The organism is Psychrobacter piechaudii (genome assembly GCF_900162825.1).
Lineage (GTDB): Bacteria > Pseudomonadota > Gammaproteobacteria > Pseudomonadales > Moraxellaceae > Psychrobacter > Psychrobacter piechaudii.
In genome coordinates, this window is the sequence record NZ_FUGE01000066.1 from 1 (window position 1) to 15,844 (window position 15,844).

Below are 15,844 nucleotides of genomic sequence, written 5' to 3' on the forward strand. Positions count from 1 at the left end.
TGCTTTTTTAGGTAAACTACATTAGTAGCCTGAATCAAATAAGGTTTAAATACGCATTGGCATGATGACATACTGGTGCTGAGTATCAATTAATTGATTACAATGTAATTAGCAAGTGGTTTATGTGATTTTTATGTGTACTAGATGACTGGGTCACAAAAATATGTTGTAAATAAATTAATTTATATATAAGCTATTATGCGAAAGTATAAATTGGTGCTTGGTTGATTTTTTTAATGAACCGAGTATTACAAATTAGAGATATTAAGTGTTTTTTGCACACAAACCGTCCCTTGGAGGAAGTTTATGAAACTTAACAAAATTACTTTGGCTTTAATTGCCGCTGCTGCAGCGCCAATGATGGCAACTGCTGGTGTAACTGTGAGCCCAATCTTACTTGGTTACCACTACACTGAAGCTCAAGACGATGACAACCAAGAAAAACTTGGTTTTTATCAAGAAGATGATCTATACACTGGTGCTGCTCTAGGTATCGAGCTAACCCCATCAACTCAATTCCAAGTTGAATATGGTGTTACAGACTCTGATGCTATCGGTAGAGATGGTAAAAAATTTGGTGATGCTGAGCGTGAAATGATCACTGGTAACTTCCTAGTGGGCTTTGATGAGTTCTCTGGCTACCGTGATACTGCTTTCCGTCCATACGCTTTAATCGGTGCAGGTCAGCAGAAAATTAAAGTAAACCGTCCTGATGGTAGCGAAAGAGCTGAAACTAAAGATACTATCGGTAACCTAGGTTTAGGTGCTATGTACCGTATCAACGATGCATTAAGCCTACGTGGTGAAGCTCGTGCTATCCACAACTTTGATCACAACCTATGGGACGGTATGGCTCTAGCAGGTCTAGAAGTAGTTCTAGGCGGTCACTTAGCGCCTGCAGTAGCTGCTCCATTAGCGACTGTTGAACCAACTCCAGTAATCCTTGTTGAAGCTGACCAAGACAGCGATGGCGATGGCGTAATCGACCGCTTAGATCAGTGTCCAAACACTCCAGCTAACGTAGTAGTCGATGAAACTGGGTGTCCAGTACAAATTCAGATCGATGACGAACTGAAAATGGAACTACGTGTATTCTTCGATAACGACAAATCAATTATCAAAGAGCAGTACAAGCCAGAAATCGCTAAAGTAGCAGAAAAAATGCGTGAGTATCCAAACTCATCAGCTAGCATCGAAGGTCACGCTTCTAAGACTGGTCCATCAGCTCGCTACAACCAGCGTCTATCTGAAGCCCGTGCTATCGCAGTTAAGACTATGCTAACTAACGAATTTGGCGTAGCTCCTAACCGTTTAAGCACTGTTGGTTACGGTTATGACCGTCCAATCGCGCCAAACGATACTGAAGAAGGTCGCGCAATGAACCGTCGTGTGTACGCTGTTATCACTGGTAACAAAACCATGACTGTTGACCAAACTAAAGATATGAACGTTCAATAATATCTTGAGTATGTTTTAGTAGTTATTTAAAAAAAAGCTGCCAAATTGGTGGCTTTTTTTTGTTATATACCTTGAGTAACCTTTACATTTTTCTTGAAGCATTTATAAAATCAGTTAATCAACTGTAATATAATGGTGTTATACTGCGAGCGTGAAAAGAGTTACTGATTATTACCCGAAAAATATTGAGTCTTTAAAATATGTCTAATGAAATACAAAATTTACGCAATATCGCTATTATTGCTCACGTCGACCATGGTAAAACAACCTTAGTTGATACATTATTACATCAATCTGGTACCTTCGACGATCGTGCAAATATTGCGGAACGCGCAATGGATTCAGGCGCAATTGAGCAAGAACGTGGTATTACGATTCTTGCAAAAAATACAGCCATTAAATGGCGACATCCTAAAACAGATATTGAATACCGCATTAATATTGTAGATACCCCAGGTCACGCCGACTTTGGTGGAGAAGTAGAACGTGTAATGTCTATGGTTGACTGCGTACTACTGGTAGTAGATGCTATTGATGGTCCTATGCCACAAACTCGATTCGTTACCCAAAAGGCGTTCGAGCAAGGCTTGAAACCTATCGTTGTGATTAACAAGATTGACCGTCCTGGTTCTCGTCCTGATTGGGTAATGGATCAAATATTTGATCTATTCGACAACTTGGGTGCCAGTGATGAACAACTAGATTTTAACGTTGTTTATGCTTCAGCTCTTAATGGTATCGCTGGTTTAGATGCTGATAACCTAGCTGATGACATGACCCCATTATTTGAAACTATTGTGGATAAAGTTGAGCCACCACAAGTGGATGCGGATGCGCCATTCCGTATGCAGATTTCAAGCCTAGACTATAATAACTTCGTAGGGGTTATTGGTGTGGGTCGTATTGAGCGTGGTCGTATTTCAACCAATACTCCAGTTACCGTTATTGATAAAGACGGTAAGACTCGCAACGGTCGTATCCTTAAAATCATGGGCTATCATGGTCTAGATCGTATTGATGTTGAAGAAGCACAGGCTGGTGATATTATCTGTATTACAGGTATTGATGCTTTAAACATCTCTGATACTATTTGTGATCCTAACCATGTTGAAGCTTTACCACCATTGACAGTGGATGAGCCAACCGTTTCTATGACTTTCCAAGTGAATAACTCACCTTTCGCGGGCCGTGAAGGTAAGTTTGTGACTTCACGTAATATCCGTGAACGTTTAGAGCGCGAGCTTATTCATAATGTCGCCTTGCGTGTAGAAGATACTGAGTCAGCTGAGAAATTCAAAGTTTCTGGTCGTGGTGAGCTACATTTATCTGTATTGATCGAGAACATGCGTCGTGAAGGCTATGAGTTAGCGGTTTCACGCCCAGAAGTTATCGTCAAAGAAGTTGATGGTAAGCTTCAAGAGCCGTACGAAAACGTAATCTTTGATGTGGAAGAGCAGCATCAAGGCACCATCATGGAGCAAGTGGGTCTTCGTAAAGGTGAAATGACCGACATGCAACTTGATGGTAAAGGTCGTATGCGTATTGAAGCTGTGATGCCAGCACGAGGTCTTATTGGTTTCCGTTCTGAGTTCATGACATTAACTTCTGGTACTGGTATCTTAACTTCAAGTTTCTCACATTATGGTCCGCAGAAAGTGGGTGACGTGGGTGGTCGTGTGAATGGGGTACTAGTATCAATGGCAAACGGTGTTTGTCTGGGCTATGCCTTATTTAACCTTCAGAAGCGTGGTAAGCTTTTTGCTGAGCCTCAACTTGAAGTGTATGAAGGTATGATTGTGGGTCTTAACTCACGTAGCGATGACATGGTTGTTAACCCAACTACCGCTAAGCAGTTGACCAACGTACGTGCCAGTGGTACCGATGAAGCATTAACTTTAGTTCCACCTATTAAGTTCACTCTAGAGCAGGCGCTTGAGTTTATCGAAGATGATGAACTGGTTGAAGTAACGCCTAAGTCAATTCGTCTACGTAAGAAGTATTTGACTGAAAGTGAGCGTAAGCGTCACGGCCGTAAAAAAGAGAAATAAATAAGCTGCTTAATTCATACGTCACACTGTGGACAATCTTTTGTAAGACTTAAGCTTTAAAAGGCCTATAACTTACTATAAAACTAAAGATTGTTTACATTTTGACTACGGATTGGTATCTGAGAAGAGTTAATATAGGCGCATAGTCTATGTTAACTCTTTTTATTTTAAGCAAAGATTTTTAATATAGACTAATACTAAGCGAAATACCTCATCTTTCTCGATGAGCTTCTATTGTCTAATTTTATCCCTTTTTTGTACAAGTGCGTTAAGCAATGACTTACTTGCTTACTCAGATCGCTTGTGCTTTTTTTTGTTAATCTTTTGGAGGATTAATTATGAGTATGATGTCAGAGTTTAAAGAGTTTGCCCTAAAGGGTAATGTTATGGATTTAGCAGTGGGTGTGATTATTGGTGGTGCATTTTCAGGTATCACTAACTCTTTAGTTGAAGATGTGATCATGCCAATCGTTGCTTTCATCGCTGGCGGTGAGATTAACTTTAAGAACATGTTCATTTTATTAGGTGATGCTCCAGAAGGCGTTGCCATGACTTATGATGCCCTAAAAGAAGCGGGTGTTCCTTTACTGGCTTACGGTAGCTTCATTACCGTACTTATCAACTTCTTAATCCTAGCCTTTATTATCTTCATGATGGTGAAAGGTATGAACAAAATGCGTCGTAACAGTGATGTGGAAGAACTGGTTGAAGAGACCCCGTCAGAAGAAGTTTTATTGCTTCGTGAAATTAGCCAAAAGCTAAGCAAGTAATTTTTAATATAGTAGCTATTAATACAGCAACTACTTAAAGCCGTAACTCGCAATGTAGTAACTGCATAAGTTAAAAAAATAAAAAAAATAGACTATCTAAGGTAGTCTCTTTTTTATTTGCTAAATTTTATGCTTATTCTCTATTCATTATTATGCGTTACGAGTTAGGTTGAGGCTGACAATTCGGACAGAAAGTACTGGCGCGACCAGTGATGGTTACCTTCTCAATAGGAGTGTCGCAGGTAGGGCAGGGCATTTTGTGTTTGCCATATACCAATAAGGTCTGCTGGAAATAACCCGTTGTGCCGCTGGCCACAGTAAAGTCTTTTAAAGTTGAGCCACCTTGGGTAATGGCTCTTTTCAGGATTGATCGAATGTGATCCGCAAGCTCAGATAACTGGGATCTAGTTAGCTTATGGGCAGGCGTACTGGGATGAATACCTGACATAAACAGACTTTCAGTAGCATAAATATTACCCACTCCTACCACAACCACTTGATCCATTATTACCGCTTTAATCGGGCGGCTGATCGGCTTTAAGGGAGATTTATTAAGCTGATTGCGAGCTTTGTTTTCAGAGATACGATGAATTTTATCGTATAAATAGTCTCCTGAGAACTCTGCATCTAAAGGCTCCGCTCCCAAATGAGCCAGCAGCTTTTGTTCATAGTCGTCTAACCACAAAATAGCCCCAAAACGGCGGGGGTCATGGTAGTGTAGCTGAATGGAGGCTTCCGAAGCATGATCACTGTCGTACTGCATAATCAGATGGTCATGCTTGCGCTTTTCTGTGCCCGTAGGAAATTGCTGCAAACTACCGGACATACCCAAATGAATGATTAAGGCCTTGGTTTGTGGCTGTGTGATAGTGGATTCAGTTATGCCAGATTGCATATTTTTTTTAAAGTGCAAAATTAAATACTTAGCTCGGCGCTGAATGTTATCTAACACATAGTCTTGCAGGCTATCAATATCTTCGGGGACCTGCCAACGTAGCTTGGGTTGAAAAACCTCAACTGTTGCTACTTTTTTATTAAGTAGCGGCTTTAAACTGGTCTTAGTGGTTTCGACTTCAGGTAACTCAGGCATAATTAGACAGCTCTTCTTGCATGTAAGATACCCGGCTGCTGTTCAAGCTTGGCCAGCAACTTTGATAACTGTGATAAACCGGTCACCTCGAGACGGAACTTAAGGTGGGCCACATTATCATCGTCACTATTGGTATCTACGCCGCGGATATTGACATCTTCTTTATCGATAACTTGGGTTAGATCGCGAAGTAAGCCTCTTCTGTCATAAGCCTCAATAATGATTTCAACGGGCTGATAACTGGTTTGCTGTGAGACCCAAGAAGCCGAAATTTCACGTTCAGGTTCCCGTTCAATTAAGCGGTTGTACTCTGCACAACCTCGATTATGAATCGAGACCCCACTACTTTGAGTAATAAAACCTGCAATAGGTTCGCCGTAGACTGGCTGACAGCAATTAGCAAACCGAGTTTCTATATTATCTAGGCCATCAATATTAATCTTATAAGCATCAAGCTTCCCTGTAACTTTGGGATGCACGCTTGGAGTATACTCTTGCTCTTCTTTGTCAGTGACTAGATCAAGCTCGCGAGAGATGTGCCCTGTCAGCTGATGAAGGCCAATTTCACCGGTGACTAAACCTACTAAGATATCGTCGGCAGAGTTTACATTAAAGTGTTTGACGTAGTCTTTTAAGTTAATGCTATTAGGATGAACCGATAAGCGCCCCAATTCTTTTGCCAGCATTTGTTTGCCGATCTCTAGGTTTTTATCTCGGTCTTGCTTATTAAACCATTGACGCAGTTTTGAGCGGGCACGTGAGGTTTGAATGTAGCCCAAGGAAGGCACTAGCCAATCCCGGTTAGGTTCCCGCGATGATTTGGTAATAATTTCAACCTGTTCCCCAGTTTTTAATTGATAGGTGAGGGGAACATAGCGCTGGTTTACGCGCGCTGCTTGAGCTCGGTTGCCCACTTGAGTATGCACATAGTAAGCAAAGTCTAAAACAGTGGCACCTTTAGGCAGCTCGGTAATGTCTCCATCACGGCTAAACACGTAGATGTGCTCTAATTCGCCAAAGTCTACCAGTTGTTCTTCGTCTTCTTCTAAATCAAACTCATCTATGATGCCCTCGGGTGACAAGTTTTTATTAGTACTATCACTACCTGCCAATAATAACTGGCGTAAAGAGTTAATCTTCTGATTAAGGTAAGTGTCCTGCTTGTTTTTACCGCCTTCTTTGTAATTGACGTGAGCACACATACCCAGCTCAGCTTCAAAATGCATCTGATGGGTACGAATCTGAATTTCTAAAGATTTATTTTCAGCAATAACCGCAGTGTGCAACGAGCGATAGCCGTTGGCTTTAGGATTGGTAATATAGTCGTCAAATTGTTCGGGAATATGACGCCACATCCCGTGGACAAGACCTAAAGTGTGATAACACTCAGCTTGGGTATCGACCAATACCCGCAGGGCTCGAATGTCATACAGCTGATCAAATGACAAGCCCTTTAGCTTCATCTTGCGGTAGATAGAGTAGATGTGCTTAACCCGCCCAGAGACTTCCCCTTTAATACCGGCGTCTGCTAACGCTGCTTCGAGCTGGGCTTGTACTCGCTCGATGTATTCTTCCCGCTCACTGCGCTTTTCGGACAACAGCTTGGCAATCTCTTTATAGCGATCAGGGGCCAGATAGCGGAAGGCCAGATCTTCTAATTCCCATTTAATCTGAGCAATACCCAAACGGTGCGCTAAAGGAGCATAAATAGTCATGACTTCACGGGCCACACGCCGTCTACGCTCCTCACTGGCGTAAGATAGCTCACGCATAGCAAAGGTACGCTCGGCCAGCTTGATCAATACTACACGTACGTCATTGGTCATCGAGATCAGCATGCTGTAAATATTTGACAGCTGCTCGCGCTGATTATTAGCAAAATGGTCTTCTAGTCGTTTGTTGCTCTCGATGGTTTCAGATAACTGACCCAGAGCTAAGGCATCTTTAACCAGTTTAGCCACTTCACTGCCGAAGGCTTCTTCGATACGCTCATTAGAAATCAAATTGGTACGCGCCGCACGATAAAGCATAGCAGCCGTCAACGCATCTTCGTCTTGGTATAGATAAGTAAGAATATCGGTCATACCAATGCCAGTCATATAGGCACTAGAACGATTGTCCTCAGTCTCTAAGCTAGACTTCCTACCCACCATCTCACAGGCTTTTGCTAAATCTGGTAATTCAGGAATATTAACCCGATTAGAAACCGCTTTTAGCCAAGCGGGTAAGTCGATAATGGTGTTTTCCGCTAAGACCTTATCTTTGTCTGGCTCATCGGTAGGGCTGGATTTCTTATCAGAATCGGAAGTAGAGGCCGTATTGTGAGAGTAGGTTAAGGTATCAAGTTTCACCCGCTCAACCAATGCGGCATCATTAAGAGGTAGGAAATCCGCTTCAATAGAGCGATCCATAGCAGTGGTGAGCTTGGAGATGGCCAGTTGCTTCTTTAAATCTTCATTCAGCAAATTAAAAGAGTCACTAGCACCCGGTTTATAATAACCATGTTGCTGCTCAGCAATCATTTGCGCAGCTAAGGAGGCACTGTCTTCAGTTGTTGTTTGACCATCAATAAGGGGTAACCCTTCGCGAACTTTTACCAAGTCTTCCTCCCTTAACATAAGTTAGACAGGTTCAAGCTAAGAGCTTAAACCCAGTCTTATATTATGCTGTATGTTATTACTTAACTATCGTTTATTATTATCTTATCTATTAAAAATATTTCAAGTTCGGCTCTGTGAACAGTTGTGAACCAAGTAAACCTTGGTCCTATCAATTATATTTTATAAGTATTGTATAGTAAGTAATCAAAATCCTTTTATACCATAGTGAGCTGACTTAACCCTTATATTTCATATGAAGCCCTGAGGCTTAGAGAATGTAAGGGTCAATAGGCTCACTATAGTTTATAGTTAATCCTTTTTGAATTAAGCTGACTCCACTTTTTCGAAGCGGGCAATGGATTCAACGTGACCGGTGTGACAGAACATGTCCATCACGCCAGCATCTGTTAGGCGGTAGCCTTGTTCAATCAAAGCCTTGGTATCACGAGCCAGGGTGGCAGGGTTACAAGACACATAGACAATGCGTGAGGCATTAAAGCGAGGCAGATACTGCATCACCTCCCAGGCTCCTGAGCGAGGCGGGTCAATTAAAATAGCATCAAAGCCTTGCTGCGCCCACGGCTGCTCACTAAAGTCTTGGGTCAAATCTTGATTATAAAACTCCGTATTGCTGATGCCATTGCGTTTGGCATTATCAGCGGCGCGGGCTGTCATGGCGTCTGAGCCTTCCACCCCAATGGCCAGACCTTGAGTGCCATCTTCACCCCCAACTAAGCGCGCTAAAGGTAGACTGAAATTCCCCAGACCACTAAATAAATCCAGTACACGCTCACCAGGCTTTAAATCTAGTAGGTCACACGCCAATTTAGTCATCTTACGGTTGACCGATAAGTTGACTTGAGTAAAGTCGGTGGGAATAAACTCATAAGTTAAGTTAAATTCGGGAAGCTGATAATACAAACGGCCAAACTGCTGCATTAAGTCATCGGTGTCATGTAAGGCAATACGCTCTATACTGTCCGGGCCTTTTGATTGCAAATAAAGCTGCCAGTTACGGTTTTTAAAGAAGGCTTTTAGCTTCTCTATATCAGATTCAGACAGCGGTTCAAGGTGACGCAAAATAAGCGCTACAGGTTGGTCGCCATCAGCCAGTTCTGGTATCGCTTCGCCCATTGCTAGCTCAATTTGAGCAATATGTGAGCGTGATTCAAGTGAGCTGATTAACGCTTTTAGATTCTCAAGCTCAAAGCCAATACGCTCATCTAGAATATGACACTCATTTAACTCAGCCAGGAAGTTGCTGTTACGCTCACGAAAGCCTACTAAAGCCGTATCTTTTTTGGCCACATAACGAACCCCCATACGTGCTTTTGTGCGATAGCCTAAACGGTCTGCCACTACAGGCTGTAGCCAATTGTCAGGTTGAACATCGGCTTGGTGCTGAAGCAGTTCTGCCAACACAGTTTGTTTAAAGGCTATCTGACCATCAGGCTGCCAGTGTTGTAGGCTACAACCACCACATACCCTAAAGTGTGGGCAAGGAGGGGTTTGACGTTCTGGGTGAGCATTTTCAATCAGCTCAACCGCATCTCCTTCCTCAAAGCTTTTACGGCTATTGGTTAGGCGCACAGTAACGGACTCGTTAGGCAAGGCAAAGCTGACAAATACTTTTTTGCCATGTTTTTCTTCAATATGACCTTGGTCCACGCCAAACTCATTGCCATAAATAGCCACACCCCGGCCATCATGAGATAAGCCATCAATTTTAAAAGGGAGCGGTGCAGCGTCTTTTAAGCGGCGGCGCACTCTTGAGCTGGGCTTAGAAAGCTTCTTGCTTGGGACTGCCGCTAAAGAAGCATTGTCAGTGTGACTGTCGGTTGAAGAAGATGTGTTGTTTGTATTATCGGTGGGCTGCATAAACCTGCCTGTTTGTTGAATGTGCCAAAAATTAAGAGTAAATATGAGTGAGATTTTAACACATAAAGCCCTTGGCCGAGACTGAAGTGTTAGCAATAACTGCTTTAAAACTGATTTAAAAAGGGAGTAAATCTATTAAGGTATCGGAATTTGGGATTAAATCAGTGAAATAGAAGTGGCAGAGGGAGGAGTATTATAGCTATCCCTCTTGAAGGTGATTAATGAGAGACCGGCCAATACGCTAAAAAGTCCTGATGACGAATACTGTTATCCTCTTCAAGTTTGTTTTGCAAAAAGTCGCGAGTTTGATCTTGCCAAGTGTCAAAGTCAGCTGAAGAGAGGCTGCCTGTCAAACGCATCCAACGTAGGTAGATTAGCCAAGTATTAAGAACATCTGACTCGCAGTAAAGGGCAAGCTCGTGCCACTGCTGCTGTGCCACCATATTGCCAACTTGACTGCCATCAAGCTCACGCTTACCAGGCAAACCATATAAATTAGCCACGATGGTCATGGCCTCACGGCGACTGCTACCATATTGGCTAAAGCGATCCATTAGATCTAAGTGCCGGGTATGAAAGCGATTGACGTAATTATCATAGCGCATGGCAGTAATGCGGTTGCCTTCTTCAAACAGTAAAGGAACGCTTAAATCGTATAACATTGCCCGGTAAATCAATACTGGGATGTCAAATCCTGACCCATTCCAACTGACCAACTGCGGTAAGGTGTTAAGATCTTTAAAGGCACGGAAGAAGGTAGAGATAATTTCTTTTTCACTAAGGGTATCAGCCGTTAGAGAAAATAGGGAGAGCTGACCGTCTTTCAAATAAAACACAGAGATACACACAATCTTATGCAGGGGGAGGCGCATAAAGTCATCCCCAGACTCTTGAAGGCGTAGGCTGGTTAAGGCGGTCAACGCATCCTCATCGTTAAGGTTGGCCAACTGAGGATAAACCCGACGCGCGCCGTCAATATCGGCGATGGTTTCAATGTCGAATACCAAGACAGGTTGTTTTGAAAAATAAGTCATAGCGTATCTGCTGTGTTTTTAGTATTAATAGCCAAGTATCGAAAGTAAATGGCAACGGCAAGCTAGCTGCCAGTGTTATTAACTCTCTTATTTTTATTTTATTGCAAAGCGATTATTCAGCAGTGAATAAGCCGGTAGATAGATATCTATCACCACGATCGCAAACGATAAAGGCGATGACCGCGTCTGGCTGTGTGTCTTTGATCTCTTTAGCCACTTGAATAGCGGCCCAAGCGGCGGCTCCTGAGGAGACTCCTGCTAAAATACCTTCAGTACGGGCCAATTTACGCATATAAACTTCTGCCGTATATTGGCTAATGTCCATAGTACGGTCGATAACAGTTGGATCATAAATCTCTGGTTTGTACTCTTCAGGCCAGCGGCGGATACCAGCAATAGAGGACTCATCATCAGGCTGCAGCCCAATAACTTGAATGTCAGGGTTTTGCTCTTTTAAGTATTTACCAGTCCCAGAAATGGTTCCTGTTGTACCCATTGAGCTGATGAAGTGGGTGATACGACCAGCAGTCTGACGCCATAACTCAGGGCCTGTTGTCTCATAGTGGGCTGCACTGTTGTCAGGGTTGGCAAACTGATTTAGCACAATGCCTTTACCTTCAGCTTGTAGCTGTAAAGCTTGATCACGAGCCGCCTCAATACCTTCATCTACTTCAATTAAAGTGGCTCCATAAGCGGCCATGGCATCTTTGCGCTCTTGGGTAGAGTTGGTGGGCATTAACAGAATCATATTGTAGCCACGCATGGCCGCAACCATAGCCAAGGCAATGCCCGTATTGCCACTGGTGGCTTCAATTAGTGTGTCACCTGGTTTTATTTGGCCCCGCTTTTCAGCTTGATGAATCATGTTAAAGGCCGGGCGATCCTTGACTGAGCTGGCTGGGTTGTTACCTTCTAACTTAGCCAAAACTTGTACCTGAGTGTCAACGCCTTCAAGCTGAGGTAAACGCTGTAGAGATACCAAAGGGGTGTTGCCTACGCAGTTTGACAAGGTTGTGACTTGGTCGAAGAAGTTCACAGGGGTTTGAGTCGAATTTGACATAAAGAGCCTCAGTACAAGTTATCAATAGTATTATAAGAAGTATAAATGCAAAAGATTATACCATTTTGAGCCCTATCAGGTTATCTGCAATACGTTAAAACCTGTTACACTTATTGTGGCTTCGGCTTATATATAGCTGAGCGTTTATTTGCTTTTATTTGGCTGTAATCTATTGTGGCCTTAATGCCTTTAAATAAAGTCTATTTCTCATGCGAAAAAAAATAATTGATTTTAGTAGTGCGTATGCACAGCTCATCTTACTGGTGTTTTTGCCCATTGTTATATTGGCAGCCGTAGGGGCTTATTTGGTAGAAAGAGAGTCGAGTAAAGCCATTAAGTCTGAGCAGCGCACTTTGGCCACAGCCGCATTGATACGCTATGAGCCCATGGTAAAGCAGCTATTGCCTGTGATTTTAAACAACCAAAATGAGGCTCAAGACAGCTTACCCAGCGAGGCCTTACCCGAAAGTTTGGAGCAAAACGAATCTGCCTCGACAATCAGTGGCAACGCTGAAGTTATCCAAGACTCAAGCTCTCAAGTGGCCAATATGTCATTACCTGAAGAACTTCAAGGTGTCGACGGTAGCATTGGCAGTGAGGAGCTTGAAAAAAACCTTAAGTCTTTAGATGACATACAAAAGCGAATTAGCTATATCTTATCCTCAATGAATAATAATCAGCACATCCAGCGGGTGGCTATTGTTGATGAAAATGGTAAAGCTTTGGCTTCTTCTGGGGATCAAAATATTGAGACTTGGATTAAGGTTAGTCCACAAAAATTAGTTCATACAACGGCCGTTGATCAACAAGAATTTGTGTCAGGTATTCCCACCGAGATAGGGACAGCTTATGGTTACCTACTGGGCAACTATGAGGGAACAAAGTATTGGTTATTCGTTGATATGGACAATGAGCCGTTGACCATAGCTCAGCTCAAGGTTTGGTTGGGATTGGGGATTACCGGTCTATTTACCTTGCTTATGTTGCTACTAAGCTTAAATACTTATGCCAAGAGCTGGATTGCGCCTATTTATGACTTACGACTGCATTTACAGCAAATTACCCCAGAAAACATGTATTTGCCGGTAAACATTGAATCCACGGGTGAATTGAATTTATTACAACAGGATTTGCTCAAGACTTTTAGAAGGCTATATGGGGACTTTCAGGAGCTAAAGGATCACTCTGATCAGACCGAAGACGATCTACGCGATGCTTTTGATGAAATGGAGATGCAAAACATCTTTATTCGAGAAGCCCGTGACCAGGCCATCTCTAGTAGCCAAGCTAAGTCTGCCTTCTTAGCCAATATTAGCCATGAATTACGCACCCCTTTAAATAGTATTGATGGCTTTATTAACCTTTTAGCGCGGCATGGAAATTTAACTGCAGAGCAAGACTTATATGTGCAGACCATCCGTAAATCTTCGGCTCACTTATTGGCATTGGTCAATGACGTTTTAGACTTCTCAAAAATTGAAGCCGGTAAACTGGTGCTAGATAAGCATGAATTTAGTTTGTACTCAGCCATTTATGATGTGATGGATATGTTGTCGCCGTTGGCCGCTGAAAAAGGGCTACGTATGGCGGTTATGTACTATAACGATGTGCCTAGCACCATCATTGGTGATGCTCTGCGGGTTAAGCAAGTGCTGACCAACTTGGTAGGTAATGCCATTAAATTCACCGATGTGGGTGAGGTTGTAGTCCGAGTGGGTATCGACGAGATTGAAGAGGCCACAGTGATTGAGAGGGACTCAGATACTGCTAAAAGCACTGGAAATGGTCAAATTTCAAGAGACAGTAATTCGCACAGTGGCAGCATGATTCACATTGCCATTCAAGACTCAGGCCAAGGATTGTCCGATAGTGCTAAGAGTCAACTATTTCAAAGTTTCAGCCAAGGCGATCCTTCGATTACCCGGCAGTATGGCGGTACCGGTTTAGGATTGGTCATCTCTAAGCAGTTGACCAAACTAATGGGCGGTAGTATTGGTTTTTATGATAATGATAAGGTCAATATAAATGGTCAGGGGCTATTGGCCGACTCCACCTTACATGCCAATACGAATACAGGTCCAGTACGTACTGGGGCCACTTTTTGGTTCACCATTCCAGCCCATATAGAAGTAGATCTGCCTGATGATATTGAGTTTGGAGCGACTCATGAGGATATGGAAGATGAAGATCAAATAAGGCTCCCTGTACTGCGTCCATTTGCCCAATCATCGACAGTCGAAGATAAGCCTTTTGAGATGTTGGTATGGATAAACCATGCTCCAAGTATCCAAGTATTTATGGCCGCTACTCGTCCATTGAATATGAAGGTGACCATAGCCCGCTCGTTGGCAGGGGCCTTAGAGAAGCTAAAAGAAGGTGGTAATCGTTGGAATTGGGTGGTTATCGATGGGGGAGATAGTGAGGCCAGAGAGGATAGGGCCGCCCTGTTAAAGCAAATTAGATTGCATTATCAAGGAAAGCTAGCCATTTATGGCTATCAAGTGGCTTTAGACGCAACCTTGCTAGAGCGTTATAAGGCGACCGGACTTTATCAGCCTCTAGATAAGCGTCAACTATATAGTATGCTAGACACACGGACCACCAATATCTCAACTATGGTCGCTCCGCCAACTTGGCAGGGAATAACGGTGCTGGCGGTAGATGATCATCTGCCAAACTTGTTGGTGCTTGATGCGTTACTTAGTGAGCTGGGAATTAAGGTTATTACCGCCAATAGTGGCTATGATGCCGTAGACATAATCAGTAAGCAGATTATGTATGACACCTATCACTATTCAGAGCTGTCCGGAACAGAGGCTGAAGCCAACTCTAACTCAGCAAAAGACAGTAAAAATACTAAAATTGATTTGGTATTTATGGATGTTCAAATGCCTAGAATGTCTGGCGATGAGGCGGCTAAAAAAATACGTCAATTAGAAGAAGAGGCTCAAAAAGAGCATTCAAACTATACCAAACGCTTGCCTATTATTGCGTTAACAGCGCACGGTTTAGCGGATGGTAAAGACAAGCTGATAGCTGCTGGTATTGATGATTATGTGGGCAAACCTATCAGTCGTCCACAGCTGCTACAAATTCTACAGCGCTGGCTAGGGCGAGGGGGAGAGCCGGTCTCAAGTGCCTTAAAACAAAGTAAATCGGCCCAATCTGATGGTGCCTTGAAACAAAAGCAAGAGGATGCGGCAGCTTCTAGTACAGACAGTGGCGAGATGCCAGTAGTAGATTGGCGAGATGCTTTGATGCGATCGGCGAACAAGGCGGACTTGGCAAAGCAATTACTGCTAATGATGCAGGATTCTGTAAAAGATGAGCTACTAGATTTACAAAAGGCTTGGGACAATAGAGACAGAGAGCAACTGGCACAAATCGCTCATCGAATATTGGGCGCAAGTCGCTACTCTGGTGTGCCCCAAATCCGTCAAGCCAGCCAAGACTTAGAGGATAAGTGCTTATTAAATGTGCAGCATACTACGCCAGCACAGTTCAATATGTTAGAGGAATACTATACGGCGCTGGTTTCTAGCTTAAAAGTGTTGCAAGCCTTAGATTTAGATGCTTATATAACCAAACAAATGCAAGACAGTGATGAGAAGAATTTAAGTGAAAATGACATGACTTGGAAAATGATCTAAATTTATCACCTATCGCCGTAAAACCACCCCCTTCAGGGCATAGGTATCTACACAATTCATCAGTGAGCATAAATTTGATAAAATAGCGCAGTATGGCATAGACAAAATGGAGCTAGATACGAGGCTCATCAAACGATATCAACAACTCGTACACAATCACACTCACCCAAACGGTTATCTACATGCTGGTATGAAAGCAACTATGGATACTAAAAGCAGTTTTGCTCAGACCCAAGCGTTATGGCGATTTGTGCAT

The 15,844-nt window shown here is 42.9% G+C and carries 9 protein-coding genes; 4 read left to right on the top strand and 5 right to left on the bottom strand.

The window, feature by feature from the left end:
* Positions 1-306: 306 nt before the first annotated feature.
* The 3 genes from A1019T_RS02515 (at position 307) to mscL (ending at position 4,276) form a co-directional block, all read left to right on the top strand.
* Positions 307-1,458 (top strand): OmpA family protein, encoded by a 1,152-nt coding sequence (locus tag A1019T_RS02515; protein ID WP_077450280.1) that lies wholly within the window; start codon positions 307-309, stop codon positions 1,456-1,458.
* A 200-nt stretch (positions 1,459-1,658) separates the two neighbouring features.
* Positions 1,659-3,506 (top strand): translational GTPase TypA, encoded by a 1,848-nt coding sequence (typA, locus tag A1019T_RS02520; RefSeq protein WP_077450281.1) that lies wholly within the window; start codon positions 1,659-1,661, stop codon positions 3,504-3,506.
* 338 nt (positions 3,507-3,844) lie between these two features.
* Positions 3,845-4,276 carry a large conductance mechanosensitive channel protein MscL gene (gene mscL / locus A1019T_RS02525; RefSeq protein WP_077450282.1) on the top strand — a complete coding sequence of 144 codons (432 nt, stop codon included), beginning with the start codon at positions 3,845-3,847 and terminating at the stop codon, positions 4,274-4,276.
* Between the two features lie 157 nt (positions 4,277-4,433).
* Here mscL and mutM read toward each other — a convergent pair whose 3' ends face one another.
* The 5 genes from mutM to cysM form a co-directional block, all read right to left on the bottom strand.
* On the bottom strand, positions 4,434-5,366 hold the full coding sequence (gene mutM, locus A1019T_RS02530; RefSeq protein ID WP_077450283.1) for a bifunctional DNA-formamidopyrimidine glycosylase/DNA-(apurinic or apyrimidinic site) lyase: 933 nt from the start codon (positions 5,364-5,366) through the stop codon (positions 4,434-4,436).
* 2 nt (positions 5,367-5,368) lie between these two features.
* Positions 5,369-7,984 carry a RelA/SpoT family protein gene (locus A1019T_RS02535; protein WP_425271919.1) on the bottom strand — a complete coding sequence of 872 codons (2,616 nt, stop codon included), beginning with the start codon at positions 7,982-7,984 and terminating at the stop codon, positions 5,369-5,371.
* Positions 7,985-8,290: 306 nt separating this feature from the next.
* Positions 8,291-9,844 carry a 23S rRNA (uracil(1939)-C(5))-methyltransferase RlmD gene (rlmD, locus tag A1019T_RS02540; protein WP_077450285.1) on the bottom strand — a complete coding sequence of 518 codons (1,554 nt, stop codon included), beginning with the start codon at positions 9,842-9,844 and terminating at the stop codon, positions 8,291-8,293.
* 218 nt (positions 9,845-10,062) lie between these two features.
* Positions 10,063-10,878 (bottom strand): 3'-5' exonuclease, encoded by an 816-nt coding sequence (locus tag A1019T_RS02545; RefSeq protein WP_077450286.1) that lies wholly within the window; start codon positions 10,876-10,878, stop codon positions 10,063-10,065.
* Between the two features lie 112 nt (positions 10,879-10,990).
* On the bottom strand, positions 10,991-11,938 hold the full coding sequence (gene cysM / locus A1019T_RS02550; protein ID WP_077450287.1) for a cysteine synthase CysM: 948 nt from the start codon (positions 11,936-11,938) through the stop codon (positions 10,991-10,993).
* A gap of 209 nt (positions 11,939-12,147) precedes the next feature.
* On the opposite strand from cysM, the gene A1019T_RS02555 reads away from it, so the two are divergent.
* Positions 12,148-15,588 carry a histidine kinase dimerization/phospho-acceptor domain-containing protein gene (locus tag A1019T_RS02555; RefSeq protein ID WP_077450288.1) on the top strand — a complete coding sequence of 1,147 codons (3,441 nt, stop codon included), beginning with the start codon at positions 12,148-12,150 and terminating at the stop codon, positions 15,586-15,588.
* The last annotated feature ends 256 nt before the right edge of the window (positions 15,589-15,844 follow it).

Coding starts and splice junctions, on each gene's coding strand:
- A1019T_RS02515 (WP_077450280.1), top strand. CDS start 307: ATGAAACTTAACAAAATTACTTTGGCTTTAATTGCCGCTGCTGCAGCG.
- typA (WP_077450281.1), top strand. CDS start 1,659: ATGTCTAATGAAATACAAAATTTACGCAATATCGCTATTATTGCTCAC.
- mscL (WP_077450282.1), top strand. CDS start 3,845: ATGAGTATGATGTCAGAGTTTAAAGAGTTTGCCCTAAAGGGTAATGTT.
- mutM (WP_077450283.1), bottom strand. CDS start 5,366: ATGCCTGAGTTACCTGAAGTCGAAACCACTAAGACCAGTTTAAAGCCG.
- A1019T_RS02535 (WP_425271919.1), bottom strand. CDS start 7,984: ATGTTAAGGGAGGAAGACTTGGTAAAAGTTCGCGAAGGGTTACCCCTT.
- rlmD (WP_077450285.1), bottom strand. CDS start 9,844: ATGCAGCCCACCGATAATACAAACAACACATCTTCTTCAACCGACAGT.
- A1019T_RS02545 (WP_077450286.1), bottom strand. CDS start 10,878: ATGACTTATTTTTCAAAACAACCTGTCTTGGTATTCGACATTGAAACC.
- cysM (WP_077450287.1), bottom strand. CDS start 11,938: ATGTCAAATTCGACTCAAACCCCTGTGAACTTCTTCGACCAAGTCACA.
- A1019T_RS02555 (WP_077450288.1), top strand. CDS start 12,148: ATGCGAAAAAAAATAATTGATTTTAGTAGTGCGTATGCACAGCTCATC.